The 25,676-nt window shown below is 71.6% G+C and carries 21 protein-coding genes and 1 pseudogene; 18 read left to right on the top strand and 4 right to left on the bottom strand.

Features of this window, described 5'->3' with window-relative positions; genetic code table 11:
* Nucleotides 1–103 precede the first annotated feature (103 nt).
* A complete protein-coding gene (locus J8N05_RS35975) occupies nucleotides 104–1,615 on the bottom strand; it encodes an AMP-binding protein (protein WP_210890643.1) in 1,512 nt (503 codons plus the stop codon).
* 194 nt (nucleotides 1,616–1,809) lie between these two features.
* On the opposite strand from J8N05_RS35975, the gene J8N05_RS35970 reads away from it, so the two are divergent.
* From J8N05_RS35970 to J8N05_RS48070, 10 genes are all read left to right on the top strand, one after another.
* Nucleotides 1,810–2,211 (top strand): nuclear transport factor 2 family protein, encoded by a 402-nt coding sequence (locus tag J8N05_RS35970; protein WP_247706825.1) that lies wholly within the window; start codon nucleotides 1,810–1,812, stop codon nucleotides 2,209–2,211.
* Between the two features lie 53 nt (nucleotides 2,212–2,264).
* Nucleotides 2,265–2,753, top strand: coding sequence for a fluoride efflux transporter CrcB (gene crcB, locus J8N05_RS35965; RefSeq protein ID WP_210890642.1), 489 nt, complete (start codon nucleotides 2,265–2,267; stop codon nucleotides 2,751–2,753).
* Nucleotides 2,750–3,124 carry a fluoride efflux transporter CrcB gene (gene crcB, locus J8N05_RS35960; RefSeq protein WP_210890641.1) on the top strand — a complete coding sequence of 125 codons (375 nt, stop codon included), beginning with the start codon at nucleotides 2,750–2,752 and terminating at the stop codon, nucleotides 3,122–3,124. Before crcB (J8N05_RS35965) ends, crcB (J8N05_RS35960) begins: the two co-directional genes overlap by 4 nt.
* A 143-nt stretch (nucleotides 3,125–3,267) precedes the next feature.
* Nucleotides 3,268–3,957, top strand: coding sequence for a FadR/GntR family transcriptional regulator (locus J8N05_RS35955; RefSeq protein ID WP_210894032.1), 690 nt, complete (start codon nucleotides 3,268–3,270; stop codon nucleotides 3,955–3,957).
* Nucleotides 3,954–5,423: an amino acid permease gene (locus J8N05_RS35950; protein WP_210890640.1), complete on the top strand. Its 1,470-nt coding sequence runs from the start codon at nucleotides 3,954–3,956 to the stop codon at nucleotides 5,421–5,423. The genes J8N05_RS35955 and J8N05_RS35950 overlap by 4 nt, the downstream gene beginning before the upstream one ends.
* On the top strand, nucleotides 5,420–6,478 hold the full coding sequence (locus tag J8N05_RS35945; protein WP_210890639.1) for an asparaginase: 1,059 nt from the start codon (nucleotides 5,420–5,422) through the stop codon (nucleotides 6,476–6,478). Before J8N05_RS35950 ends, J8N05_RS35945 begins: the two co-directional genes overlap by 4 nt.
* Nucleotides 6,479–6,528: 50 nt before the next feature.
* The gene (aspA, locus tag J8N05_RS35940) at nucleotides 6,529–7,929 is read left to right on the top strand and encodes an aspartate ammonia-lyase (RefSeq protein ID WP_210890638.1); all 1,401 of its coding nucleotides are present in this window, start codon (nucleotides 6,529–6,531) and stop codon (nucleotides 7,927–7,929) included.
* Nucleotides 7,930–8,185: 256 nt separating this feature from the next.
* The gene (locus tag J8N05_RS35935) at nucleotides 8,186–9,109 is read left to right on the top strand and encodes a glutaminase (protein ID WP_210890637.1); all 924 of its coding nucleotides are present in this window, start codon (nucleotides 8,186–8,188) and stop codon (nucleotides 9,107–9,109) included.
* Nucleotides 9,110–9,233: 124 nt separating this feature from the next.
* Complete coding sequence (gene mptB, locus J8N05_RS35930) at nucleotides 9,234–10,640, top strand: polyprenol phosphomannose-dependent alpha 1,6 mannosyltransferase MptB (protein WP_210890636.1); 1,407 nt, start codon at nucleotides 9,234–9,236, stop codon at nucleotides 10,638–10,640.
* A complete protein-coding gene (locus tag J8N05_RS48070; RefSeq protein ID WP_210890635.1) occupies nucleotides 10,637–12,115 on the top strand; it encodes a glycosyltransferase 87 family protein in 1,479 nt (492 codons plus the stop codon). Before mptB ends, J8N05_RS48070 begins: the two co-directional genes overlap by 4 nt.
* Nucleotides 12,116–12,174: 59 nt before the next feature.
* On the opposite strand, the pseudogene J8N05_RS48065 reads toward J8N05_RS48070, so the two are convergent.
* Together J8N05_RS48065 and rho are read right to left on the bottom strand one after the other, a co-directional pair.
* Nucleotides 12,175–12,795 (bottom strand): annotated as a pseudogene (locus J8N05_RS48065) (D-alanyl-D-alanine carboxypeptidase family protein); the annotation flags it as partial.
* A gap of 398 nt (nucleotides 12,796–13,193) precedes the next feature.
* Nucleotides 13,194–14,339: a transcription termination factor Rho gene (gene rho / locus J8N05_RS35915; protein ID WP_210890634.1), complete on the bottom strand. Its 1,146-nt coding sequence runs from the start codon at nucleotides 14,337–14,339 to the stop codon at nucleotides 13,194–13,196.
* Between the two features lie 351 nt (nucleotides 14,340–14,690).
* Between rho and J8N05_RS35910 the strand changes: the two genes are divergently transcribed.
* From J8N05_RS35910 to J8N05_RS35895, 4 genes are all read left to right on the top strand, one after another.
* Nucleotides 14,691–15,878 carry a flavin-dependent monooxygenase gene (locus J8N05_RS35910; protein ID WP_210890633.1) on the top strand — a complete coding sequence of 396 codons (1,188 nt, stop codon included), beginning with the start codon at nucleotides 14,691–14,693 and terminating at the stop codon, nucleotides 15,876–15,878.
* A gap of 39 nt (nucleotides 15,879–15,917) precedes the next feature.
* Nucleotides 15,918–17,207, top strand: a complete 1,290-nt coding sequence (locus tag J8N05_RS35905; protein WP_210890632.1) for a cytochrome P450 family protein — start codon at nucleotides 15,918–15,920, stop codon at nucleotides 17,205–17,207.
* 150 nt (nucleotides 17,208–17,357) lie between these two features.
* On the top strand, nucleotides 17,358–17,699 hold the full coding sequence (locus tag J8N05_RS35900) for a YciI family protein (RefSeq protein WP_210890631.1): 342 nt from the start codon (nucleotides 17,358–17,360) through the stop codon (nucleotides 17,697–17,699).
* Nucleotides 17,696–18,988, top strand: coding sequence for an RNA polymerase sigma factor (locus J8N05_RS35895; RefSeq protein ID WP_210890630.1), 1,293 nt, complete (start codon nucleotides 17,696–17,698; stop codon nucleotides 18,986–18,988). Before J8N05_RS35900 ends, J8N05_RS35895 begins: the two co-directional genes overlap by 4 nt.
* Nucleotides 18,989–19,010: 22 nt before the next feature.
* Here J8N05_RS35895 and J8N05_RS35890 read toward each other — a convergent pair whose 3' ends face one another.
* Complete coding sequence (locus tag J8N05_RS35890) at nucleotides 19,011–20,594, bottom strand: alpha-amylase family glycosyl hydrolase (protein ID WP_210890629.1); 1,584 nt, start codon at nucleotides 20,592–20,594, stop codon at nucleotides 19,011–19,013.
* Between the two features lie 166 nt (nucleotides 20,595–20,760).
* Here J8N05_RS35890 and J8N05_RS35885 point away from each other — a divergent pair, with 166 nt between their 5' ends.
* From J8N05_RS35885 to kdpB, 4 genes are all read left to right on the top strand, one after another.
* A complete protein-coding gene (locus tag J8N05_RS35885) occupies nucleotides 20,761–21,495 on the top strand; it encodes a class I SAM-dependent methyltransferase (RefSeq protein ID WP_210890628.1) in 735 nt (244 codons plus the stop codon).
* A gap of 311 nt (nucleotides 21,496–21,806) precedes the next feature.
* The gene (gene kdpF / locus J8N05_RS35880) at nucleotides 21,807–21,896 is read left to right on the top strand and encodes a K(+)-transporting ATPase subunit F (protein WP_055544543.1); all 90 of its coding nucleotides are present in this window, start codon (nucleotides 21,807–21,809) and stop codon (nucleotides 21,894–21,896) included.
* A gap of 7 nt (nucleotides 21,897–21,903) precedes the next feature.
* Nucleotides 21,904–23,568 (top strand): potassium-transporting ATPase subunit KdpA, encoded by a 1,665-nt coding sequence (gene kdpA, locus J8N05_RS35875; protein WP_210890627.1) that lies wholly within the window; start codon nucleotides 21,904–21,906, stop codon nucleotides 23,566–23,568.
* A complete protein-coding gene (gene kdpB, locus J8N05_RS35870; RefSeq protein WP_247706823.1) occupies nucleotides 23,565–25,676 on the top strand; it encodes a potassium-transporting ATPase subunit KdpB in 2,112 nt (703 codons plus the stop codon). Before kdpA ends, kdpB begins: the two co-directional genes overlap by 4 nt.

The raw sequence follows: 25,676 nt of genomic DNA, 5'->3' as shown, positions 1-25,676 counted from the left end.
TAGCGTGACCTGGCGCGAGAGCAACGGGGGTGGGGTGGAGACAGGTGTCCGTTTCCGCCCCACCCCCCTCGGCCCCGCCCGCTCTCCCTCCCGGAGGGCCCCGTCAGTCCCGCCAGAACGGCTCCCGCAGCTTGAACTTCTGCAGCTTCCCCGTCGCCGTGCGCGGCAGCGACTCCACGAAGTCGACCCGCTTGGGCGTCTTGAAACCGGCGAGCCGCGTCCGGCAGTGGGCGATCAACTCCTCGGCGGTGACACCGGATCCGTCGGTCACCACGAGCGCGGTCACCAGCTCGCCCCACTTCGCGTCCGGGATGCCGATCACCGCCACCTCGCGCACCGCGGGATGCGAGGTGATGACGTCCTCCACCTCGATCGACGAGACGTTCTCGCCGCCGGAGATGATGACGTCCTTCTTGCGGTCGGAGATGACCAGGTACCCCTCGTCGTCGAGGTAGCCGCCGTCCCCGGTGTGGAACCAGCCGCCCTCCTGGGCCTTCGCCGTCTCCTCGGGCTGCTCCCAGTAGCCGTCGAGGTTGTGGTTGGACGCGGTCAGCACCTCTCCGTCCACGTCGACGTCGACGCGTACGCCGAGAGCGGGCGCGCCCGCCCGCCCCAGCCTGCGGGCCCGTTCGGTGGGGTCGAGGTCGTCCCACTCCGCGCGACCGCGGTTGACCGTGACGAGCGGCGAGGTCTCGGTGAGCCCGTAGATCTGGATGAACTCCCAGCCCAGCTCGACCTCCACGCGCTCGATGGTGCGCGTCGGCGGCGGCGCGCCCGCGCAGACGATACGGACCCGGTCGCGGCCCGGGATCTCGCCCTCCCAGTCGGCGGCGGCGTCGAGCACCGCGTTCAGGACGGCGGGCGCCGCGCACATCAGGGTGACGCCGTGCCGCTCGACGCGGCGCAGGATCTCGGCCCCGTCGATCTGCCGGAGCACGATGTGCCGGCCGCCGACGCCCGTGACGCCGTACGGCATGCCCCAGCCGTTGGCGTGGAACATCGGGAGCGTGTGCAGATAGACGTCACGGTCGCTGATGGTGGTGTGCAGCCCGAACACGGTCGCGTTCAGCCACAGATTGCGGTGGGTGAGCTGAACTCCCTTGGGGCGGGCGGTCGTTCCGGACGTGTAGTTGACGCTGGCCGTCGCGCCCTCGTCCGGCTCCGCCCACGCCCGCGGTTCGGTGTCGGCGAGGAAGAGATCGTCATCGTCGCCCAGGACGAACTTGTGCTTGACGTCGAGGGAGTCGAGCACCTCCGCGCAGGAGGGGTCCGCGTAAACGACCGAGGCGCCGGAGTGCCGGACGATGTAGTCGATCTCCGACCGGGTGAGCCGGAAGTTCACCGGTACGAGGACCCGCCCCCAGCCGGAGACGCCGAAGAACGAGGTCAGCAGGCGCGCCGAGTTCTGTGAGATCACCGCGACCCGGCCGCCCACCGGGACGTCCAACCGGTCCAGTTTCGCCGCCTGCGCCCGGGCGAGCCTCGCCAGCTCCCGATAGGTGAGCTCGCCGAGGCCGGGCCCCGGCTGTTCCGGTTCGTCGACGACGGCGACGCGGTCCGGGTAGACATGGGCCGCGCGGTCGAGGAAGTCACGGACGGTCAGCGGGTAGTACACGACAGCACCTCCGGTTCGGTGGTTCCTTCCTACCTCGCCGGACCGCCCGCGTACCCCCATGGACCCGTCGCGTTCCCAGTCCACCCGTCGCGTGTCCCTGTCGACCCGTTGCGGACCGGCGCGCCCGAAGAGTACTGTCCGACACACCTATTCAACATGTTGAGTATCAGTGAGCAAGAGAGAGTGAGAGGTGGATGATGACGCACCCCTTCCGCAAGGCGGTCGAGGACGGCGACCACGCTGCCGTCGTCGACCTGCTCTCCGAGGACGTCGTGTTCACCAGCCCGGTGGTCTTCAAGCCGTACGCCGGGAAGGCGATCACCTCCGCGATCCTCGGCGCCGTCATCGAGGTGTTCGAGGACTTCCACTACGTCCGCGAGATCGCGGACCCGGCCGGCCGCGACCTCGTCCTCGTCTTCGAGGCGCGAGTGGGGGACCGCACCCTCCAGGGCTGCGACATCCTGCACTTCGGCGAGGACGGCCGGATCGACGACCTCACCGTCATGGTCCGCCCCCTGTCGGCGGCCCAGGCGCTCCAGGCGGCCATGGCGGCCCGCTTCGACGCCATCACCGAGCAGGCGTCGGCCGCCTCCTGACCGGCCCCGGCGGTTAGCCTGATCTCCTTGCCCGAGATCAGGAGACACCGCCCATGACCAGCCCCCATCCGGAGACGGTGGACGAACCCGCGGAAACCACCGCGCCCGCCCGGCGCGCACCGGTGTGGCGGGGCCAGGGGCCGGCCGTGGCGGTGGTCGCGGTCGGCGGTGCGGCCGGTGCGTCGGCGCGCTACGGGGCCGCGCTGCTCTGGCCCGCGCGGGCGGGCGGCTTCCCGTGGACCACGTTCTGGGTCAATGTCGCCGGCTGCTTCGTGATCGGCGTCTTCATGGTCCTGATCACCGAGGTGTGGGCGCCCCACCCGCTGGTACGCCCCTTCTTCGGCACCGGCGTGCTGGGCGGCTTCACGACCTTCTCGACCTACGCCGTGGACATCCAGCGACTGATCGACGAGGGCCACCCCCGGACCGCCCTCGCCTACCTCGCGGCCACCCTCCTCGCCGCCCTCGCGGCCGTGTGGGCGGCCGTGGCACTGACGCGCCGGGTGTCGGCCCGGTGGGGTACGGGGCGGGAGGCGTCGTGAACTGGGTACTGGTGATCCTCGGCGGCACGGTCGGCGCGCCCCTGCGCTACCTCACCGACCGCGCGGTGCAGTCCCGGCACGACTCGGGCTTCCCCTGGGGCACCTTCACCGTGAACGTCGTCGGCTGCCTGGTCCTGGGCACCCTGACCGGCGCGGCCACGGCCGGAGCGGCCTCCTCCCACCTGCAACTGCTGCTCGGTACGGGCCTGTGCGGGGCGCTCACCACGTACTCGACGTTCTCGTACGAAACGCTGCGGCTGGCCGAGAGCGGCGCCCGCGCCCAAGCCGCTCTCAACGCGATCGCGAGCGTGACCGCGGGGCTCGGGGCGGCTTTCGTGGGGGTCACGGTGGCCCAGGCGATCTGGGCGTAGTCGCCGGGCGGGGTCGAACGGGCCGCGGCGGGCCGCCGGGCGGCCGACCTTGACAGTCACCTCACGCGCACCGCAGGATCACCCCCGTGAACCTGTCAGACAGCCAGACAGCTGGTGGCTCCGTGCCGCGGCGCATCAGCGCCATGGAAGCCGTACTCGCGCACCTTCGTGGTGCCATCGAGGGCGGCGAGTACGCCGTGGGGGACAAGCTGCCCTCCGAGGCGGAGCTGTGCCGACGGCTGGAGGTCAGCAGGCCCGTGCTGCGGGAGGCCCTGCGCGCCCTGCAGACCATGGGGCTGACCGTGTCACGGACCGGCAAGGGCACGTTCGTCGTGTCGACGGGCCCCGTCGAGGACCCCACCTTCGGCGACTACACGGCCAGCGACCTGATGGAGGTCCGCCGGCACGTCGAGATCCCGGTGGCCGGATACGCGGCAGTGCGCCGGACCCCCGAGGACCTCGACCACCTGGCCCATCTGCTCGAACGGATGGAGCGCGAGCGGGACACCACCGCGTGGGTCGCCATGGACACGCTCTTCCATCTCGCCGTGGCGCAGGCCGCCCAGAACCCGGTCTTCCGCCGCGTGATCGAGGAGATCCGGGACGCATTGGCCCGGCAGTCGGCGTTCCTCAACGAACTCGGCGGCCGGCGCGAGCAGTCCAACCGTGAACACCGCGCCATCGTCGAGGCCCTCGTCGACGGCAGCGCGGCCGACGCGACCGACGCCATGGCCCACCACCTCGACCGCGTCGAGACGACCCTCACCGCGATCGTGCGCCCCGAGCGCACCGACCCCGCGGGCACCCCCACAGAAGGCGGAACACACGCGTGAGCGAGCAGTCCCTCGAAGAGCACGAAGAACAGACACAGCCCGCGGAGCCGAAAAGGAGGGCGAGCGGTCATGTCGACGCCGGTGACGCGGGGTACAGCAAGTCCCTGAAGTCCCGGCACGTCAACATGATCGCCATCGGCGGGGCCATCGGCACCGGCCTCTTCCTCGGCGCGGGCGGCCGGCTCGCCGACGCGGGCCCGTCCCTCTTCATCGCGTACGCCGTCTGCGGGGTCTTCGCCTTCCTGGTCGTCCGCGCCCTCGGCGAACTCGTCCTGTACCGGCCGTCCTCCGGCGCCTTCGTGTCGTACGCCCGGGAGTTCCTGGGCGAGAAGGGCGCGTACACCGCGGGCTGGATGTACTTCCTGAACTGGGCGACCACCGGAGTCGCCGACATCACCGCGGTCGCGACCTACACCCACTACTGGGGCATGTTCTCCGACATTCCGCAGTGGGTGATCGCCCTGATCGCGCTCGCGGTCGTGCTCACCGTGAACCTCATCTCGGTGAAGATCTTCGGCGAGCTGGAGTTCTGGTTCGCCATCGTCAAGGTCGGCGCGCTCGTCGCCTTCATGCTCATCGGGATCTTCGTCCTGGTCACCCAGCACCCCGTCGACGGAGCCACCCCCGGCCCCTCCCTCATCACCGACAACGGCGGCCTCTTCCCGAGCGGTCTGCTGCCGATGCTGCTGATCATCCAGGGTGTCGTCTTCGCGTACGCCTCCGTCGAACTGGTCGGCGTCGCGGCGGGCGAGACGGAGAACCCCGAGAAGATCCTCCCGAAGGCCATCAACTCGATCATGTGGCGCGTCGGACTCTTCTACGTCGGCTCGGTGCTCCTGCTGTCCATGCTGCTGCCCTGGAACAAGTACACCGCCGGGGAGAGCCCGTTCGTGACCGTGCTGTCCAACATCGGCATCCCGGCAGCGGGCGGCGTGATGAACCTGGTCGTGATGACCGCCGCCATGTCCAGCCTCAACTCCGGGCTCTACTCGACCGGCCGCATCCTGCGCTCCATGTCGATGGCCGGCTCCGCGCCCAGGTTCACCTCCGTGATGAGCCGCAGCCAGGTCCCGTACGGCGGAATCCTGCTGACCAGCGGTATCTGCGTGCTCGGCGTCGGGCTCAACTTCGTCGTCCCCGCCGACGCCTTCGAGATCGTGCTCAACTTCGCCGCGCTCGGCATCCTCGCCACCTGGGGCATGATCATGATCTGTCATCTGCAGTTCTGGCGGAAGGCGCAGGAGGGCGAGGTGGACCGCCCCGGCTACCGGCTCCCGGGCTCACCCTGGACCGAACTCGTCACCCTCTTCTTCCTCGCCTCCGTCCTGGTCCTCATGTACGCGGACGGGGGAGCGGGCCGCACCACCGTCCTGTGCCTCCCGCTGATCGTGGCGGCGCTGGTGGCGGGCTGGTACGGCGTACGCGCCCGCGTCAACGCCCTGCGCAACGGCCAGGTGGACGCATGAGCACCGACGCCGCCACCGGCTGCGGGAGTTCGCTCGGCGCGGCACCCTCCGTCAGAGAACCGCTGCACGCGCCCGTCGCCCATCTCGTCCGCGGCGGTGTCATCGAGGGCATCCACTACGGCTCGGTCGTCGTGCTGGCCGCCGACGGGAGCGTGGACCTGCAGATCGGCGACATCGAGGCGGCCTTCTACCCGCGCTCGGCGCTCAAGCCCGTCCAGGCGGTCGCGATGGTACGGGCCGGGCTGCCGCTCGACGGCGACCTGCTCTCGCTCGCCGCGGCCAGCCACTCCGGCGAGGAACGCCACCTCGCCGGCAGCCGGCGCATCCTGGAACTCGCCGGACTCACCGAGGACGACCTGCGCAACGTCCCCGACCTGCCCTTCGACCCGGTCGTCCGGGAGAACTGGATCCGCGCGGAGCGGCTCCCGTCCCGGCTCGCCCAGAACTGCTCGGGCAAGCACGCCGCCATGCTCTACACGGCACGCCTCAACGGCTGGTCGCTCGACGACTACCTCGACCCGGCCCACCCCCTCCAGCAGGCCATCGAGGAGATCGTCGAGGACCTCACCGGGCAGTCCGTCGCCCAGGTCACCGTCGACGGCTGCGGCGCCCCGCTGTTCGCCGTCTCGCTGCACGGCCTCGCCCGCGCCGCCGCCCGGATCACGACGGCCCCGCCCGGCACGCCCGAGGCGCGGGTGGCGGACGCGATGCGCGAGCACGCCGAGATGGCGTCCGGCTCCGGCCGCGACGTCGCCGCGCTGATGCGTGCCGTGCCCGGGCTGCTCGCCAAGGACGGTTTCGAGGGTGTGCAGGTCGCGGCGCTGCCGGACGGCCGGACCGTCGCCGTGAAGATCGCCGACGGCGCCGACCGCGCACGCGTACCCGTCACCGCGGCGGCCCTCGCCCGTGCCGGCGTCGACCCGGCCGCGCTCACCGAGTTCGCCGGGGCGCCGCTCCTCGGGGGCGGCGCGGTGGTGGGCCACATCCGGCCGACCCGCGCGCTCGACCCGCTGACGGAGCCGCCGGCGGCGGCGCTGTCGGCCCGGCCCGTCTGACCCGCTCGCCCTCTCTGCCCTCGACTCCTGGAAAGAAGACACGCACCGACATGAACGTCCGCAGTGAGCACGACCTGCTCGGCGACCGTGACGTACCCGCCGAGGCGTACTGGGGGGTTCACTCCCTGCGTGCCAGGGAGAACTTCCCCATCACCGGCACGCCGATCTCCGCGTACCCGCACCTGATCGAGGCGCTCGCCGCGGTCAAGGAGGCCGCCGCCCTCGCCAACGAGGAACTGGGCCTGCTGGAGCCCGTGAAGGCGGCGGCGATCGTCGGGGCCTGCCGGGAGATCCGGCAGGGGAAGCTGCACGACCAGTTCGTCGTCGACGTCATCCAGGGCGGGGCCGGCACCTCGACGAACATGAACGCCAACGAGGTCGTCGCCAACCGCGCGCTCGAACTGCTCGGCCGTGCCAAGGGCGAGTACGCGTACCTGCACCCGAACGAGCACGTCAACCTCGGCCAGTCGACCAACGACGTGTATCCGACGGCGGTCAAGGTCGCCACGGTGTTCGCGGTGCGGGGGCTCCTGGACGCGATGTCCGTCCTCCAGGACGCCTTCGCGGGCAAGGCCGTCGAGTTCCGCGATGTGCTGAAGATGGGGCGTACGCAGCTCCAGGACGCCGTGCCGATGACGCTCGGGCAGGAGTTCTCGGCGTACGCGGTGATGCTGGACGAAGACCGCAGCCGGCTCGCCGAGGCCGTCGAACTGGTCCACGAGATCAATCTGGGCGCGACGGCGATCGGGACCGGGCTCAACGCGCCCGCCGGTTACGCGGAGGCGGCGCGCCGGCATCTCGCGGACATCACCGGGCTGCCGCTGGTGACGGCGGCGAATCTGGTCGAGGCGACGCAGGACTGCGGGGCGTTCGTCCAGATGTCCGGGGTGCTGAAGCGGATCGCGGTGAAGCTGCCCAAGGTCTGCAACGACCTGCGGCTGCTGTCGTCGGGGCCGCGGGCCGGGCTCAACGAGATCAATCTGCCGCCCGTGCAGGCCGGCTCCAGCATCATGCCCGGCAAGGTGAACCCGGTGATTCCCGAGGTGGTCAACCAGGTCGCCTTCGAGGTGATCGGCAACGACGTCACCATCACGATGGCGGCGGAGGCGGGTCAGCTTCAGCTGAACGCGTTCGAGCCGATCATTCTGCACTCGCTGTCCGAGAGCATCACGCATCTGCGGGCGGCCTGTCTGACGCTCGCGGAGCGGTGCGTCGTGGGGATCACGGCGAACACGGAGGTGCTGCGGGCGGCCGTCGAGAACTCGATCGGGCTGGTGACCGCGCTCAATCCGTACATCGGGTACTCGGCCGCGACGGAGATCGCGCGGGAGGCTCTCGCCACGGGGCGGGGGGTGGCGGAGCTGGTCCTGGAGAAGGGCCTGCTCCCGGCGGACCGCCTGGCGACGGTGCTCCGGCCGGAGGTGTTGGCGGGCGGCTCTGGCCCGCGGTGAACCGGCGGCCGGTGGGGGCCGGTCGCGCAGTTCCCCGCGCCCCTTAGGGGGTGGGGGCTCGCGTCCGCGGTGAGCTGACGGCCGGTGGGGGTCACCCGCGCAGTTCCCCGCGCCCCTGAATACCTAGGGGCGCGGGGAACTGCGCAGTCTTTTGGCTTTTCAGGGGCGCGGGGAACGGCGCGGGTGACCCCCGCTGACCCCCGCTGACCCCCACCGACCCGCAGCGCACGGAGTGCCCCGGCGGCAGAATGTGATCATGAGTTCGCCGCTGACCTTCCAGCCCGTTCTGGACCGTATCGCCGCCGAGATCGAGCAGACCCCCGGCCGCGGCCGGCCCGCCGACTACATCCCGGCCCTCGCCGCCTGCGACCCCCGGAGCTTCGGCATGGCCGTGGCAGAGCTGGACGGCACGGTGTACGGCGTCGGCGACTGGCGGCAGCCCTTCTCCACCCAGTCCATCACCAAGGTCTTCACCCTCGCCCTGGACCTGGCCCACGAGGCCGACGAACTCTGGGAACACGTCGGCCGCGAACCCTCCGGCAACCCCTTCAACTCACTCGTCCAGCTGGAGTACGAGAACGGCATCCCCCGCAACCCCTTTATCAACGCGGGCGCCCTCGTCGTCACCGACCGTCTCCACACCCAGACCGGCGACGCCGCGGGCACCCTCCTCGACTTCCTGCGCGCGGAGAGCGGCAACGAACACCTCGCCATCAACGAGGACGTGGCAGCCTCCGAGTCCGCCCACGGCGACCGCAACGCCGCGCTGGGCCACTTCATGGCGTCCTACGGGAACATCGGCAACCCGGTGCCGGCCCTGCTCGACGCGTACTTCCGGCAGTGCTCCGTAGAGGCGTCCTGCGCGGACCTCGCCCTGGCCACCGGCTTCCTCGCCCGCCACGGCATCCGCGCCGACGGCTCCCGCCTCCTGACGATGAGCCAGGCCAAGGAGGTCAACGCGGTCATGCTCACCTGCGGCACGTACGACGCGGCGGGCGAGTTCGCCTACCGCGTGGGCCTGCCCGGCAAGAGCGGCGTCGGCGGCGGGATCATCGCCGTCGTCCCCGGCCGCTGCACGGTCTGCGTCTGGAGCCCCGGCCTGGACGGACACGGCAACTCGGTCGCGGGAGTCGCCGCCCTGGACCGCTTCACCACCATCACCGGCCTGTCGGTGTTCTGAGCAGCCGCACCCGGACAGCCGTCCGGACGCCCGTCCGGGTCGGTAAGACGGCGGTCATGCTGCGGCTGCCGCTCCGAGACGGACACGTCGCTTTCCGGCCACCCCGCCTTGACACGCTTCCCGAGTGTTGGCCAAGGATTTCACCGTCGATCTGCGTCGCTGTCAGCTGCTCGGGCTCGCGGGCTCGGTCGTCCTCGCGGCGGGAGGCGAGACGGCCGGCGCCCTGCCCGTCCGGGAACTGCCGTCGCTCGCGTCCGGACGGGCGGCACTCGGCCTGGTCGGCGTGTACTTCGGAGTCGTCCTGCTCATCGCCGCCTGGGCGCTGCTGGGGCGGGTCGTCCGAGGACCCGAACCGCCGACCCCGCGTGCGCTGCTGGTCGTCCTCGCCGTGTGGGCGGTGCCCCTGCTACTCGCCCCGCCCCTGTTCAGCCGGGACGTCTACAGCTATCTGGCCCAGGGCGCGATGGTCGACGCGCACCTCGACGTCTACACGCACGGCCCCGCCATCCTGGGCGGGCCCCTCGCGGACGAGGTGGCGCCCGTGTGGCGAAGGACCGCGACACCGTACGGGCCCGTCTTCCTCGCCGTCGCCTCCGCGCTCTCCGGGCTCACGCGGGGCGAGGTGCCCGCCGGACTGTTCGGCATGCGGGTCGTCGCGCTGCTCGGCGTGGCGCTGATGGCCGCCGCCCTGCCGAAGCTCGCCCGGCACAGCGGCGCCGACCCCGCCGCCGCCCTGTGGCTCGGCGCGCTCAACCCGCTCGTCCTGCTGCACCTGGTGGCCGGAGCGCACAACGACGCCATCATGCTCGGCCTGCTCGGCGCCGGACTGGTGGCGGCCCTCGGCCGCTGGCCCGTCCTGGGCGCCGTCCTCGTCACCCTGGCCGCCCTGGTCAAGGCCCCGGCCGTGCTGGGCCTGGCGGCCGTCGTGGCGCTCCAGGTACGCGCCGGACGGGGCTTGGCGCGGTCCGTCGCCACGACCACGGCCGCCGCACTCGCCACCACCGTCGCCGCGACCGCCGCGGCCGGTACCGGATACGGCTGGATCGCCGCGCTGAGGACACCCGTGTCCCCGCACAACTGGTCGCCCACCAGCCTCCTGGGCCGCGCCACCGGCGACATCCTCCGGGGCCTCGGCAGCGACCTCGCCCCGTACGCGCTGCCCGCCTGGCACGCCCTCGGCCTCGTCCTCACGGCCGTCGTCATCGGCGGTATCTGGCTGCGCCGCCCTCGCGTCAGCCCCGTCTACGCGCTGGGCCTCAGCCTGGCGACGGTGGCCGTGCTCGGCCCGGCCATCAGGCCCTGGTACGCGCTGTGGGGCCTGTTCCTCATCGCCGCGGCGGCGCCCAGCGCGTCCGTACGCCACCGGGTGGCCGCGGTGACCGGAGCGCTCGCCCTCGCCGTCCTGCCCAGCGGAGGGCCGCCCGACAGCGAGCAGCTGGCGCTCGCGGTGTCGGGCGGGATGCTCGCGCTGGTCGTCCTCTGGCAGGCGCACCAGACGTCGAACGCCTCCGTCCTGGGGCGGACGGCATGAGGCTGCCGCGCTCCGACCGGGGGCGTGTGCTGTTCGTCCTCGCCCTGGCCACCGCCGTGACCGTCTTCACCGCGACCGTGCCCCTGCTGCGGGACTGGTTCGACCTGCGCGTCTACCACGGGGCCGTCGGCACCTGGATCCACCACGGCGGGCACCTCTACGACTACCGGGTGCCGGGGACGACGTACGGCTTCACGTATCCGCCGTTCGCGGCGGTCGGCATGCTGCCGATGGCGCTGCTCGGACTGCGCACCGCGATCGCCGTCGGCCTGCTGCTCAACCTCGCCGCGACGGCCTTCGTCCTGCACACGATGTACGTGCTGACCGGGCGCCGACTGCGCCGGTTCGGCCTGTTCGGGCTCGCCGTGGGCGTCTGTCTGCTCGCGCTGCTGGAACCGGTCCGCGACACCTTCAGCTTCGGCCAGGTCAACCTCCTGCTGCTGGCGCTCGTCCTCGCCGACGCCCGGCTGATCGCGCACGGGCGGAGCCGCTGGACGGGCGTCGGGATCGGGCTCGCTGCGGCGGTCAAGCTCACGCCCGCGATCTTCATCGTCCTGCTGCTGCTCGCCCGGCGCCCACGCGCGGCGGCCACCGCCACGGGGGTCGCGGGGGCAGCCACCGCGTTCGCGGCCCTGGTCGCGCCGGACGCCTCCCGCTTCTACTGGACCGACGCGGTCTGGGACACGTCCCGTATCGGCCGCCTCGCCTATGTCTCCAACCAGTCGCTGCAAGGCGTACTGGCGCGTCTCGCCGACCCCGCCGAGCCGAGCCGCGCCGTCTGGGCGCTGCTGGCGCTCGCCGTCCTCGGGGTGTGGGTGTGGCGGGCGCGCCGGGCCCTCGCCACGGGCGACGTCCTCGGCGCCTTCGCCCTCACCGGACTCGCCGCCTGTCTGGTCAGCCCCATCACCTGGGTGCACCACCTCGTCTGGCTGCTGCCCTCGCTGCTGATCCTCACCGAGACGGGCCTGCGGCGGCGGCGCGCACGGCTGCTGTGGTTCACCGCGGGCCTGTACGTCCTGCTGTGCAGCAGCGTCGTGTGGCTGTGGTTCGACGACGCGTCGGGCATCGACGGCTTCGTCGGGAGCAACGCGTACGTGTGGATCACGCTGGGGCTGCTGCTCGGGCTGCCCGTCGGTCAGCGCCGGGCGGTGGAGCGCCGGCCGTGGAGGCGCAGGGCCAGCGCCACGGCACCCGCGCCGAGCACGCCCGCGCCGGCGAGCGTTCCCGCGGTCGTCAGCCAGCCACCGGCCCCCTCGGAGTCTTCGGCGGCCCGGTCCGCGGGCGCCGGGGGACCGGTCGGCGCAACGGCGGCCGAACCCGGGCCGGGCCGTGCCCCGGCCGCCGGACCCGCGGTGGCCCTCGGCACGGGACGGGGCAGCAGCGAGCCGACCGGATCGACCCGGCCGGTGGCCCCGAATCCCCAGTCGAGCAAGGAGCGCGCCTCCTCGTACACGGCGAACCTGCCGCCTTCCTGAGGGTTCATCACGGTGACGACGAGGGTGTGTCCGCCCCGGCGCGCGGCGGCGACGAGCGTGCTGCCCGCCTGCGAGGTGGACCCGTTCTTGATGCCGATGAGCCCCGGATAGGGCGCGACCCCGTCGGCGCCGGAGAGCAGCCGGTTGGTGTTCTCGATCTCGTACGCCCAGCCGTCGCCGGGGAACTTCGCGCGGACGGTGGCGCAGTAGCGGACGAAGTCCGTGTTGCGGAGCCCCGCGCGCCCGAAGACGGCCAGGTCGTAGGCGGACGACACCTGCCCGGGCATGTCGTAGCCGTCGGGTGAGACGACATGGGTGTCACGGGCGCCCAGGGACCGGGCCTTGGCCTGCATCTGGGCGGCCGTGGCGCGCCAGCCGCCGTTCATCGCGGCGAGGACGTGGACGGCGTCGTTGCCGGAGTTGAGGAAGACGCCCCGCCACAGGTCGGACGCCCGGTAGGTGTGCCCCGCGCGGACCCCGACCAGGCTGCTGCCGGGGCCGATGCCGGCCAGGTCCGCCTCGGTGGCGGTGTGCCGGACCGCCGAGGGCAGCACCGGGAGCACGGTCACCGCGAACAGGGTCTTCAACGTGCTGGCGGGCGGCAGGGCGAGGTGCGCGTTGTGTGCCGCGAGCACGTCTCCGGTGTCGGCGTCCGCCACCAGCCAGGACCGGGCGGACATCCCTTGCGGCACGCCGGGCGCTCCGGCCCGGAGCCGGACCTGTGTCCCGGGACGGTCCAGGGTCGGGGGCGGCGCGGGGGGCGACGACTTCGCGGGAGGCGCGGGCGGGGGATGGGCGGTGCTCGGAGTGGGCCCGGTGTGCGCGCCGCCCGTCCCGACGCGAGGGGTGACGGGCGTGTGCGCCCCGCCGAGGGCCGCGACCGGTGCCGGCCCGAGGGCGAGCGCCCCGACGACGCAGAGGGCGGAGCAGGAGACGGCCGTGCGGGCAGGGAGTCCGATGGTCATACCGCAAACGTAGGAACGCGCAGGTCGCAAGGCGAACCGCCTCGGCCGAACGGAGCTGTCGAACACCCGGATGCCGCAGCGGACGCCGACGCGCGGCAGGTGTTCCCGGCCGCCTACTGGCTGCCCGGCACCGTCTGCTGGACCTGCCGGAGGAAGGTCGCGTTGTCCGGGGTCCGCCGCAGCCGCTCCAGCAGGGTCTCCAGACCGGCCTGGCCGTCACCGCGGGAGTGCAGGGCGCGTCGCAGACCTCGTACGGCGGCCAACTCGGCCGCGGGGACGAGGAGTTCCTCGCGGCGGGTGCCGGACGGGGTGATGTCGACGGCGGGGAAGACACGGCGGGACGCGAGGGTGCGGTCCAGCCGGAGCTCCATGTTGCCGGTGCTCTTGAGCTCCTCGAAGTAGTAGTCGTCGGCACGGGAGCCGGTGTCCACGAGGGCCGTGGCGATGATGGTGAGCGAGCCGCCCTCCTCGGCGAGCCGCGCCGCCCCGAAGAGCCGCTTGGGCCCCTGGAGCGAGGACGCGTCGACACCGCCGCTGAGGGTACGGCCACCCGCCGCGGCCGCGTTGTTGTGGGCCCGGCACAGCCGGGTGAGCGAGTCGAGCAGGATCACGACGTCCTGGCCCGCCTCGACGAGCCGCTTGGCTCGCTCGACGGCCAGCTCGGCCAGCGCGATGTGCTGCTTGGGGCTCTGGTCGAAGGTGGACGCGAACACCTCGCCGCGCACGGAGCGGCGCATGTCGGTCACCTCCTCGGGACGCTCGTCGAGGAGCACCACCATCAGCCGGGCCTCGGGGTGGTTGCCGGCCACGGCGGCGGCCAGCTGCTGGAGCAGTACGGTCTTGCCGGTCTTGGGCGGGGCGACGATCAGGCCGCGCTGGCCCTTGCCGATCGGCGCGACCAGGTCGACGAGGCGGGTGGTCGCACCGCCCGCCGGGTGTTCGAGGCGCAGCCGCTCGCGCGGGTGCAGCGGGGTCAGGTCACGGAAGTGCGGACGGCCGCGTGCCTCGTCGGCGGGACGGCCGTTGATCCGCCGGATCTCGGTGAGGGCGCGCTGCCGGCCGCGCAGTCCTTCGACGTGGTCGCCCTTGCGCAGGCCGTACCGGCGGATCAGCGAGGCGGGGACCTGAAGGTCGGCTCCTGTGGGGAGCAGGTTCTCGGCGCGCAGGTGGCCCTGCCCGTTCGAGGTGATGTCGAGTACGCCGGTGGCCTGCTCCTGGTCGGTGACCGGAGTGGGCGGGCGTTCGAGTGTGGTGGTCATGGTGGGTGTCCTTTCGCGGACGGATGGTTGAAGTTCTCTGATCTGTCATGCGGTTGGGGGAGAGGCCGGAGCAGGAGCGGTCACTTCACGCCCTGCACGGCGGAACGCGTCACTTCTCGAAACCCGTACGGCGGACGAACGCCGTACGAAGAGAGGTGCTGCGAAGAAGATGCTGTACGCCGGTCGGAATCGACGGGCGGATCAGCGGGAGAGAGGGAAATCTGCACCGGCGCCTGGAAGCGGCGTACACAAGTGCTGATCGCACTGTAGCACCATCTCGTCCGGTGGCGCCGGAAGTGGCCGGATCCCGGGGCGTTGACACAGCTGGTCCCTCGCGCCACGGTGGTCCGCATGGTCGATGCCGGGATCGTCGCACGCGTACGGGAATTACGGCCGCTGATCAGGCAGAACGCGCTGCGTGCCGAGCACGACCGGCGGGTGCCGGACGAGGTCGTCGCCGCGCTGAGCGGCACCGGTGTGCACCGGATGAACGTCCCCGCGCGGTACGGCGGTTACCGGACCCCGCTGCACACCCAGGTCGACGTCTTCGCCGAGATCGCCCTCGCATGCGCCTCCACGGCCTGGGTGACGCTCAGTCAGGCGGGGGTCTCGTACATCGCGGCGCTCTTTCCCGACGAGGCGCAGGACGACTTCTTCACCGGACCGGCCGGCCCCGACGTCAGGATCGGCGGCACGCTCGTCCCCGGCGCCACGGCGGTGCCGTACGACGGGGGCTACCGGGTGGACGGCGCCTCGGGCTTCGCGACCGGCTGCCATCACGCGGACTGGCATCTGCTGACGGCCACTGTCGTCCCCGCCGACGGACGGCCCCAGGAGGGACCGCCCGAGATCCTGTGGCTCGCGGTGCCGATGTCCGAGCTGGAGATCCTGGACGACTGGGACACCACGGGTCTCGCCGGTACTGGCAGCAACACCGTCGTGGCCCGGAACATTTCCGTCCCCGCGCACCGGGTGCTCCCGGTCGCGCCGATGCTGGCCGGGAGCACCCCGTCGAAGACCAACGCGGACGACCCCTTCTACCGCATGCCCGTGCTGCTGCTGTTCTGCGCCTGGACGGCGGCGGCCGCACTGGGGCTGGGCAGGGCGGCGCTCACGGAGTTCGAGGAGCGCATCCACCGGCGCGGCATCACGTACACCTTCCACGAGCGGCAGCACGAGGCCACCGTCACCCATCTCCAGTTCGCCGAGGCGCAGTTGAGGATCTCCGCCGCCGAACTGGTGGCCGACCGGCTGATCGCCGAGATCGAGACCAAGGCCCGTGACGGCGACCCGTACACCCCGCTGGAGCGGTCCAGGATCCGTGCCGAGTGCGGCTATCTCACCCGGCTCTGCAAGGAGGCCGTCGATCTGCTCGCCTCGGCCGCCGGCGCCTCCTCCCTCCAGCGGTCCGTGCCCCTGCAGCGCATCGCCCGCGACATCAACGCCCTGACGCTGCACTCCTTCGTCAACCCCGCCACCAACCTGGAGATCTACGGCCGCGTACTCTCGGGCGTCGACCCGGGCACCCCCTTCCTGTGACGGCCTCCGACTGCCGTCGACCGCAGTCAGGAGATCGCGTTGGACAGCACGGCAGCAGAACCGTCGAACCACACGGCAGGTACATCCGGTACGCCCCGTCCGTCCGACGGGCCGCACCGTCTCGACCCGGCCGGCGGCTGCCCGCACGCCGACAACGCGCGCCTTCTCGCCCGCGGAGCCGTGGCGCCGGTCGTCCTGCCCGGCGGGGTGGACGGTGTGGCGGTCCTGGGGCACGAGGCGCTGAAGGAATTCCTCGCGCACCCTCAAGTCGCCAAGGACGCGAGCCACTTCACCGCGCTGCGGGAGGGCCGCATCGCCCCCGGCTGGCCCCTCGCCACCTTCGCGACGGTACGGGGCATGACGACCGCCGACGGCGACGACCACCGGCGGCTGCGCTCACTGGTCAGCAAGGCGTTCACCGTCCGCCGGGTCGAGCAACTGCGCCCGCGCATAGAGGAGTTGACCGAAGAACTGCTCGACGGCCTGGAGCGTGCGGCCCGCGACGGCGGGGGAGTCGCCGATCTGCGCGCGCACTTCGCGATGCCCCTGCCGATGGGTGTCATCGGTGAACTGCTGGGCGTGGACGCCGAGTTCCGCGACCGGCTGCACCACCTCTCCAGCCAGGTCGTCGCCACCGACATCGGCCCCGAGCGCGCGCTGGCCGCCAACCGGGAACTGATGGCCGTCCTCGGCGCGGTCGTCCAGGCCAGGACCGAGCGGCCGGGCGACGACCTCACCAGCGCGCTGATCGCCGCCCGCGACGAGGGCGGCGACCGGCTCACCCACGAGGAACTCCTCGGCACCCTGGTCCTGATGATCATCGCCGGGCACGAGACCACGCTGAACCTGATCACCAACGCCGTACGCGCCCTGTGCGGCCACCGGGACCAGCTGGAACAGGTCGTGCGGGGCGAGGCGGGCTGGGCCGACGTCGTCGAGGAGACCCTGCGCTGGGACGCGCCGGTCAGCTACTTCCCCTTCCGCTATCCCGTCGGCGACCTGACCGTCGACGGCACTCTCATACCCGGCGGCACCCCCGTCCTCGCCGGCTACTCGGCCGCGGGCCGCGACCGGGCCGCGCACGGCCCCGACGCCGACCTCTTCGACGTCACCAGGCCCGCCGGGCCCGGCGCCGCCCGGCATCTGTCCCTCGGCCACGGCGCCCACTACTGCCTCGGCGCCCCGCTGGCCCGGATGGAGTCCGCCATCGCCCTGGAACGCCTGTTCACACGCTTCCCCGGCCTCGACCTCGCCGTCCCCGAGGCGGACCTCGCCCGCGGCGCCAGCTTCGTGGGCAACAGCGTCCAGGAACTCCCCGTACGCGTGTGAAGGCCGTACGGGTGTGAGGGCGGCCCGCCGGAGCAATCATGGAGGGTGTGTCGATCCGGCCCGGGCCCGTTCGTCGGTGGGGTGCAAGGACCTCTGCACACCGCGATCGCGTACCGCGATCACACCCGTGCATCGCCACCGGGAGGAAACATGAAGTACGTGATGTTCATCTGCACACCCGTCGACGGTGAGGAGCTGAGCCCCGAGGAGATCGCCGACGACCCCCGTTTCACCTCGTACATCGACCATGTGCGCGCCGGTGGCATGGTGAAGGGCGGCGCACGGCTGCGGCCGGCCGCCGACGCCACCACCGTCCGCGTCCAGGGCGACGAGGTACTGCTCAGCGACGGCCCGTTCGCGGAGTCCAAGGAGTACATCGCCGGCTTCGACATCATCGAGGTCGCCGACCTCGACGAGGCCATCGCGCTCGCCTCCCGCCATCCGGCCGCGCTGGGCGGTGGATCGGTCGAGGTACGGCCGATCTGGGAATGAGCGGCGCCGAAGAGGTGGAGAAGGACAGAGGCGCGGACGGCGTCGAGGAGGCCGTCGGCGCCGCCTTCCGCGAGGAGTGGGGCCAGGTCGTCGCCACCCTGATCCGGGTGACCGGCGACTGGGACCTCGCCGAGGAGTGCGCACAGGACGCCTTCGCCCAGGCCCTCGACCGGTGGCGGCGCGACGGAGTGCCGCGCCGCCCCGGCGCCTGGCTGACCACGACCGCGCGCAACCGCGCCATGGACGTGACGCGCCGCAGAGCCGTGGGCGCGGCGAAACTGCGGGAGGCCGCGATGCTGGCACGGGACGGGGGACCCGGCGGCCCGCGGGATCCGGACTCCGACGACGACAGCGGGGTGACGGACGACCGGCTGCGGCTGATCTTCACCTGCTGCCATCCCGCGCTGCCCGTCGAGGCCAGGGTCGCCCTCACCCTGCGCACCCTCGCGGGGCTCACCACACCCGAGATCGCCCACGCCTTCCTCGTCCCCGAGGCGACGATGGCGCAACGCCTCGTCCGGGCCAAACGGAAGATCCGTCACGCCGGCATCCCGTACCGGGTGCCGCCCGCGCATCTGCTCCCCGAACGCACGACGGGGGTGCTCGGCGTGCTGTACCTGCTGTTCAACGAGGGGTACGCGGCGTCGTCCGGCGCGGACCTGATCCGTACGGACCTCTGCGCGGAGGCCGTGCGGCTGGCCCGGGTGCTGGCCCGCCTCATGCCCGACGAACCCGAGGTGCTCGGCCTCCTCGCGCTGCTGCTCCTGCACGACGCCCGGCGCGGCACCCGCGTGGACGCGGCCGGGGAACTGGTCACGCTGGAGGACCAGGACCGCACGGCATGGGACCGGGCGGAGATCGACGAGGGCGCCACCCTGCTGGAGACCGCGCTGCGCCGGGGGCGGCCCGGCCCGTACCAGATCCAGGCTGCCGTCGCCGCCTGCCACACCACCGCGGCCACGGCACAGGACACCGACTGGGCGGACATCGCCGGTCTGTACGCCGAACTGGAACGCCGGGTTCCGTCCGCCGTGGTGCGCCTCAACCGCGCGGTGGCCGTCGGCATGGCCGAGAGCCCCGAGGCCGGGCTGGCTCTCGTCGCGGACCTGGAGGAGAGCGGGGAACTGGCGGACTACCACCTGCTGCCCGCCACCCGGGCGGACCTCCTGCGGCGCACGGGACGTCTGGAGGAGGCCGCCGAGTCATACGGACAGGCGCTGGAACTGGTGGAGAACGACGCCGAGCGGCGCTTCCTGTACAGGCGGCTCGCGGAGTGCCGGCCGGGCTGATGTCGGCCTGCTGGATGCGCTGCTACGGGGTCAGCTCGAAGATTCCGTAGCCGAACGCCTCCGCGGTGAGCGTGCCGCCGTCGGTGACGACACCGGACGCTTCGAGGGCCCGACCGGGCCGGAGGTCCCCGAGCGGGCAACTCGTCCGCTCCTCACGGGGGTTGACGACCACGAGATACCGTCCGCCGCGTACGTGCACGAAGGGGTAGCCCGCGTGCACCACCTCCACCGAGCCGTCCGGGCCGAGTTCGGGCGTGGACGTGCGCAGGGCGATGAGACGGCGTACGAGGTGCAGGAGGGACGTGTCGTCGGCGCGCTGGGCGGCGACGGTGGGGCGGCCGGGGTCCGGGTCGACCGGGAGATAGGGGTGATCGGACGTGGAGAAACCGGCGTTCGGGCCGTCGTCCCACTGCATCGGCGTACGGGAACCGGCGCGGTTGTAGGCGGGCCCGAGGACACTGCCCTCCGTGTCGGGGAGGTCCGGGATGTAGCGCATACCGATCTCGTCGCCGTAGTAGATCGCGGGCAGGGTGGGCCAGGTCAGCTGGAAGACGAAGGCCACCGGGAGCTGTTCGGCCGAGCGCGGCCCGCAGTTGAGACGTGAGAAGTCGTGGTTGGCGGTCGGCAGCGAGATGAAGCCGCTGTCGCCGAGGGCCGCCGACGCCTGCTGCCAGGCCTCGACGAACGGCCGCGGCGAACCCTTGCCGCTGGGGTCGAAGAAGCAGTCGAGCGGATCCCAGTCGAGGTTGACGGTCCCGGAGCCGTTGCTCCACAGCGAGCGCAGCGCGAGACCGTCGGTGGGACCGCCGAACTGGAGGAAGAAGTCCGTGTGGAACCCCGCCGGGACGGACACCTCCGGCTCGCCCCACTCCGAGAGGATCACCGCGTCCGGGTGCGTCCGGTCCAGCCAGTGACGCAACTCCGTCCAGACCTTGCTCGTCTCCGTCTTGCCCGGGTCGTCCTTGACGAGCGAGGCGGCCATGTCGACGCGGAAGCCCGACAAGCCGAGGCCCAGCCAGTGGTCCATGACCGTGCGCAGCGCCTCCCGGTTGGCGCGCGGCCCCTCCGCGTCCACCGGCTGACGCCACGGCTCGGCCGGATCCGTGCGTGCGTAACCGAAGTTGAGGGCGGGCTGGAAGGTGAAGAAGTTCGGCAGATACGCACCCGGACGGCTGCCGGGCGAGGCCACGAAACCGTCCGGGCGACCCTCGGCCGCCCAGATGTAGCGATGGTCGTCGGGATCGTCCGCCGACGCGGTGAACCACGGGTGCCGGTCGGAGGTGTGTCCCGCGACCAGGTCGAGGAGTACGCGGATTCCGTGGCCGCGTGCCTGGTCGACGAGCCTTGCGAGGTCGTCGTTCGAGCCGTAGCGCGGGGCCACGTTCAGATAGTCGGCGACGTCGTACCCGGCGTCCCCGAAGGGCGAGGCGAAGCACGGGTTCAGCCAGACGGTGTTCACCCCGAGCCACGCCAGATGGTCCAGCCGTTCGCGGATGCCGTCGAAGTCACCGATCCCGTCGCCGTTCGAGTCCGCGAACGACTGCGGGTAGATCTGGTAGAAGACCGCGTCGGCCAGCCATGCGGGTGCGGGGCGGAAGGAGCTCATGGGGCAGGTACAGCCTTTCCCTGGGCGGAACGTCCTCGATGTCGAGGGTGACAGTGCCCGGGACCGTCCGAAAGGCCGCGCCCTGGCCGCAAGCCTGGTGAGAAGCGCAGGGGAAGCCCACCGGAAGTCCCCGGGAAACCCGCCGGAAGCTCTAAGCTGATCGACGATGTTCACCCCTCAGGGCCCCACGTTCCGCGAACTCGCCGTGCAGGCGCTGTCGTCCGTCGAGCACGGCTACGACCTCCTCGCGCCGAAGTTCGACCACACCCCGTTCCGTACGCCGGACGCGTTCCTGCGGGCCGTCGAGCGGGCCCTGACGGGCATGGGGCCGTTCGGGCGCGGGCTCGACCTGTGCTGCGGCACCGGCGCGGGCATGGACGTGCTGGGCACGGTGTGCCGGGAGAGCGTCACCGGCGTGGACATCAGCGCGGGCATGCTCGCCGAGGCGCGACGGCGTGACCGGCCCGGCGGACCGTCCCCCACCTGGGTGCGCGGCGACGCCCTGGCCCTGCCGTTCGGCCCGGTCTTCGACCTGGTGGTGAGCTTCGGGGCGTTCGGACACTTCCTGCCCCGCGAACTGCCCGGGCTGTTCGAGCAGGTCCACTCGGTGCTCAGGCCCGGCGGCCGGTTCGCCTTCCCGATCATGGCGCCGGCCCGCCCCGGCTCGCCCGGCTACTGGGCCATGCTCGGCTTCGACGCGGCGATGAAGGTGCGCAACGCGGTGTGGCGTCCGCCGTTCGTCATGTACTACCGCGCGTTCCGGCTCGACGACGTGCGACGGGAACTGACCCGCGCGGGCTTCACCGTCGAACTGCACGCCCTGTCCGAGTTCGGCCGCAGGGACGACGGCAGCCCGCGCTGCCGGATGGTGGTGGCCACGAGGCCCGGACCTGCGGTTTAGCCGCTCGGGGTGACTCCTGGGTCCGCTCCGGGCCCCGGTTCCGCAGCGGTGCGTCGTACGGGCGTATGAGATCCGTCAAGAGCGTGATGAACGGCGTCAGGGAGCCGTCAACGTGCGCCGCGAGCGGTTCCGTCGGATGTTTGCTCTGAAGGTCAAGGCGTTCGGCCGGGGCACTGGCGCGGTCCGCCGGGGCACCGGCACCGCATCCGGAACCTCATTCAGGAGCTCACGATGGCCGATGTGGCCTTCGTCGTCACCACGATCGCGCTCTTCGCGCTGGTGGCCCTCGTCGCCAAGGGGGTGACGAAGCTGTGACCGCCGAGAACATTGTCGGCCTGATCGTGGCCGTCGCCCTGCTGGGCTATCTCGTCCTCGCCCTTGTGTTCCCCGAGAGGTTCTGAGCACGACATGAGCCCCGTACTCGCCGGCATCCTTCAGCTGCTGGCACTCATAGCGGCGCTGGCACTCGCCTACCGCCCCCTCGGCGACCACATGGCCCGGGTCTACTCCTCGGACCGGCATCTGCGCGTCGAGAAATGGATCTACAAGGGCATCGGCGCCGACCCGGACACCGGGATGCGCTGGCCCGCGTACCTGCGCGGAGTCCTCGCCTTCTCCGCCGCCGGTGTGCTCCTCCTGTACCTCCTGCAGCGCCTGCAGGGTGTGCTGCCCGGTTCGCTCGGCTTCTCCTCGATCGACCCGGACCAGGCGTTCAACACCGCCGTCTCCTTCGTCACGAACACCAACTGGCAGTCGTACTACGGCGAACAGGCCATGGGCCACGTCGTGCAGACCGCCGGTCTGGCCGTGCAGAACTTCGTCTCCGCGGCCGTCGGCATGGCGGTCGCCGTCGCCCTCGTACGAGGCTTCGCGCGCACCCGGAACGGCGACCTCGGCAACTTCTGGGCGGACCTCGTCCGCGGGGTCGTCCGCATCCTGATACCGCTGTCCGTGGTCGCCGCGATCGTCCTGGTCGCCTGCGGAGTGATCCAGAACTTCTCCGGCATCCACGAGGTCGGCCAGTTCTCGGGCGGCTCGCAGCAGTGGAACGGCGGCGCGGTCGCCTCCCAGGAGGCCATCAAGGAACTCGGCACCAACGGCGGCGGCTACTTCAACGCCAACAGCGCCCACCCCTTCGAGAACCCCACCCCGTTCTCGAACCTCTTCGAGATCTTCCTGCTCCTGGTCGTGCCGTTCTCGCTGACCCGCACCTTCGGCCGGATGGTCGGCAGCCTGAAGCAGGGCTACGCGATCCTCGCCACCATGGCCACCATCTGGGTGGGCTTCGTCGCCCTGATGATGTGGACCGAGTTCGCCCACCACGGCCCCGCCTTCGACCTCGCGGGCGGCGCGCTGGAGGGCAAGGAGACCCGCTTCGGCGTCGGCGCCTCGTCGATCTTCGCGGTGTCCACGACCCTGACCTCGACCGGCGCGGTGGACTCCTTCCACTCCTCGTTCACGGGCCTCGGCGGCGGCATCACGATGCTCGGCATGCAGTTCGGCGAGATCGCGCCCGGCGGCACCGGCTCCGGCCTCTACGGCATGCTGATCATGGCGATCATCGCGGTGTTCATCGCCGGTCTGATGGTCGGCCGCACCCCCGAGTACCTGGGCAAGAAGATCGGCACCCGCGAGATCAAGTTCGCGGCGCTGTACATCCTCATCACCCCGGCACTCGTACTCGTCCTGACCGCTGCCGCGATGGCCCTGCCGACGCCGGGCCACTCGATGACCAACACCGGGGCACACGGCTTCTCCGAGATCCTGTACGCCTACACGTCCGCCGCCAACAACAACGGCTCGGCCTTCGCGGGCCTGAACGCGGACACCCAGTGGTTCAACACCACCCTGGGCGTGGCGATGCTGCTCGGCCGCTTCCTGCCCATGGTGTTCGTCCTCGCGCTGGCCGGCTCGCTCGCCGGACAGAAGCCCGTACCGGAGACGGCGGGCACCCTGCGCACGGACAAGCCGCTGTTCACCGGACTGCTGGTGGGCGCGATCCTCGTCATCACCGGTCTCACGTATTTCCCCGCGCTCGCGCTGGGTCCGCTGGCGGAGGGGCTGGCATCATGACGACACACATACACCCCGACAGCGACAGTGACACCGGTGCCGACACCGGCGCACCGGCCGCACGCACCGTCGGCGAAGGCCGGGTCGGCGTGGGTCTCTTCGACCCGAAGCAGCTGGTCAAGTCGCTGCCGGATGCCTTTCGCAAGCTCGACCCGCGGGTGATGGTCAAGTCCCCCGTGATGTTCGTGGTGCTGGTCGGCTCGGTCCTTACGACGCTCTTCTCGTTCAAGGACCCGGGCGACTGGTTCGGCTGGACGATCAGCGCCTGGCTCTGGCTGACCGTGATCTTCGCCAACCTGGCGGAGGCGGTGGCGGAGGGCCGCGGCAAGGCGCAGGCGGACACCCTGCGCAAGGCCAAGACCGACACCGTGGCCAGGCGTCTGCGCGGTGCCGAGGAGGAAGCGGTTCCCGGCACCGACCTGCGCATCGGCGACCGGGTCGTCTGCGAGGCCGGCGACATCATCCCCGGCGACGGTGACGTCGTCGAGGGCGTGGCCTCCGTCGACGAGTCGGCGATCACGGGGGAGTCGGCCCCGGTCATCCGTGAGTCCGGCGGCGACCGCTCGGCCGTCACCGGCGGCACGAAGGTGCTGTCCGACCGCATCGTCGTGAAGATCACCACGAAGCCCGGCGAGACCTTCATCGACCGCATGATCAACCTGGTCGAGGGCGCCGCCCGGCAGAAGACGCCCAACGAGATCGCGCTGAACATCCTGCTCGCCTCGCTGACGATCGTCTTCCTCCTCGCGGTGGCCACGCTGCCGCCGTTCGCGGACTACGCGGGCACGCACCTCACGATGGTCGTGCTGGTGGCGCTGCTCGTCTGCCTCATCCCGACCACGATCGGCGCGCTGCTCTCCGCGATCGGCATCGCCGGCATGGACCGGCTGGTGCAGCGCAACGTCCTGGCCATGTCCGGCCGGGCGGTCGAGGCCGCCGGAGACGTGTCCACGCTGCTGCTCGACAAGACCGGCACCATCACGCTGGGCAACCGGCAGGCCGCCGAGTTCGTGCCCGTCGCCGGGACCACCGAGGCGGAACTCGCCGACGCCGCCCAGCTCTCCTCGCTGGCCGACGAGACCCCCGAGGGCCGTTCCGTCGTCATCCTGGCGAAGGAGCGGTACGGGCTGCGTGAGCGCCACCAGGGCGAGCTGGCGCACGCCGAGTGGATCACCTTCACCGCCCAGACCCGGATGTCCGGCGTCGACGTCGACGGACGCAGGGTCCGCAAGGGAGCGGCCGGCTCGGTCGTCGCCTGGGTGAAGGAGCGGGGCGGCACGGTCACCGAGGACGTGGCGGACCGGGCCGACCGGATCTCCGAGGCGGGCGGCACCCCGCTGCTCGTGGCCGTCGACGACACCGAGGGCGCCCGTGTGCTGGGTGTCATCCACCTCAAGGACGTCGTCAAGGACGGGATGCGCGAGCGGTTCGACGAACTGCGCCGCATGGGCATCAGGACCGTCATGATCACCGGCGACAACCCGCTGACGGCCAGGGCCATCGCCGAGGAGGCGGGCGTCGACGACTTCCTCGCGGAGGCGACCCCCGAGGACAAGATGGCGCTCATCAAGCGGGAGCAGGCGGGCGGCAAGCTCGTCGCGATGACGGGCGACGGTACGAACGACGCGCCGGCGCTCGCCCAGGCGGACGTGGGGGTGGCCATGAACACGGGCACCTCGGCCGCCAAGGAGGCCGGGAACATGGTCGACCTCGACTCCAACCCGACCAAGCTCATCGAGATCGTCGAGATCGGCAAGCAGCTCCTCATCACCCGGGGCGCGCTGACGACGTTCTCCATCGCCAACGACGTCGCCAAGTACTTCGCGATCATCCCGGCGCTGTTCGCCGCGGTCTACCCGGGCCTGGACAAGCTCAACATCATGCAGCTGTCCTCGCCGGACTCCGCGATCCTCTCCGCGGTGATCTTCAACGCGCTGGTCATCATCGCGCTGGTACCGCTCGCCCTGCGCGGAGTGCGCTACCGGCCGGTCAGCGCCGACCGGCTGCTGCGGCGCAACCTCGGCATCTACGGCCTGGGCGGACTGATCGCGCCCTTCATCGGCATCAAGATCATCGACCTGCTCCTCTCCCTCGTCCCCGGGCTGTAA

It is taken from the genome of Streptomyces liliiviolaceus (assembly GCF_018070025.1).
GTDB lineage: Bacteria > Actinomycetota > Actinomycetes > Streptomycetales > Streptomycetaceae > Streptomyces > Streptomyces liliiviolaceus.
This window is presented reverse-complemented; position numbering and strand designations above follow the sequence as displayed.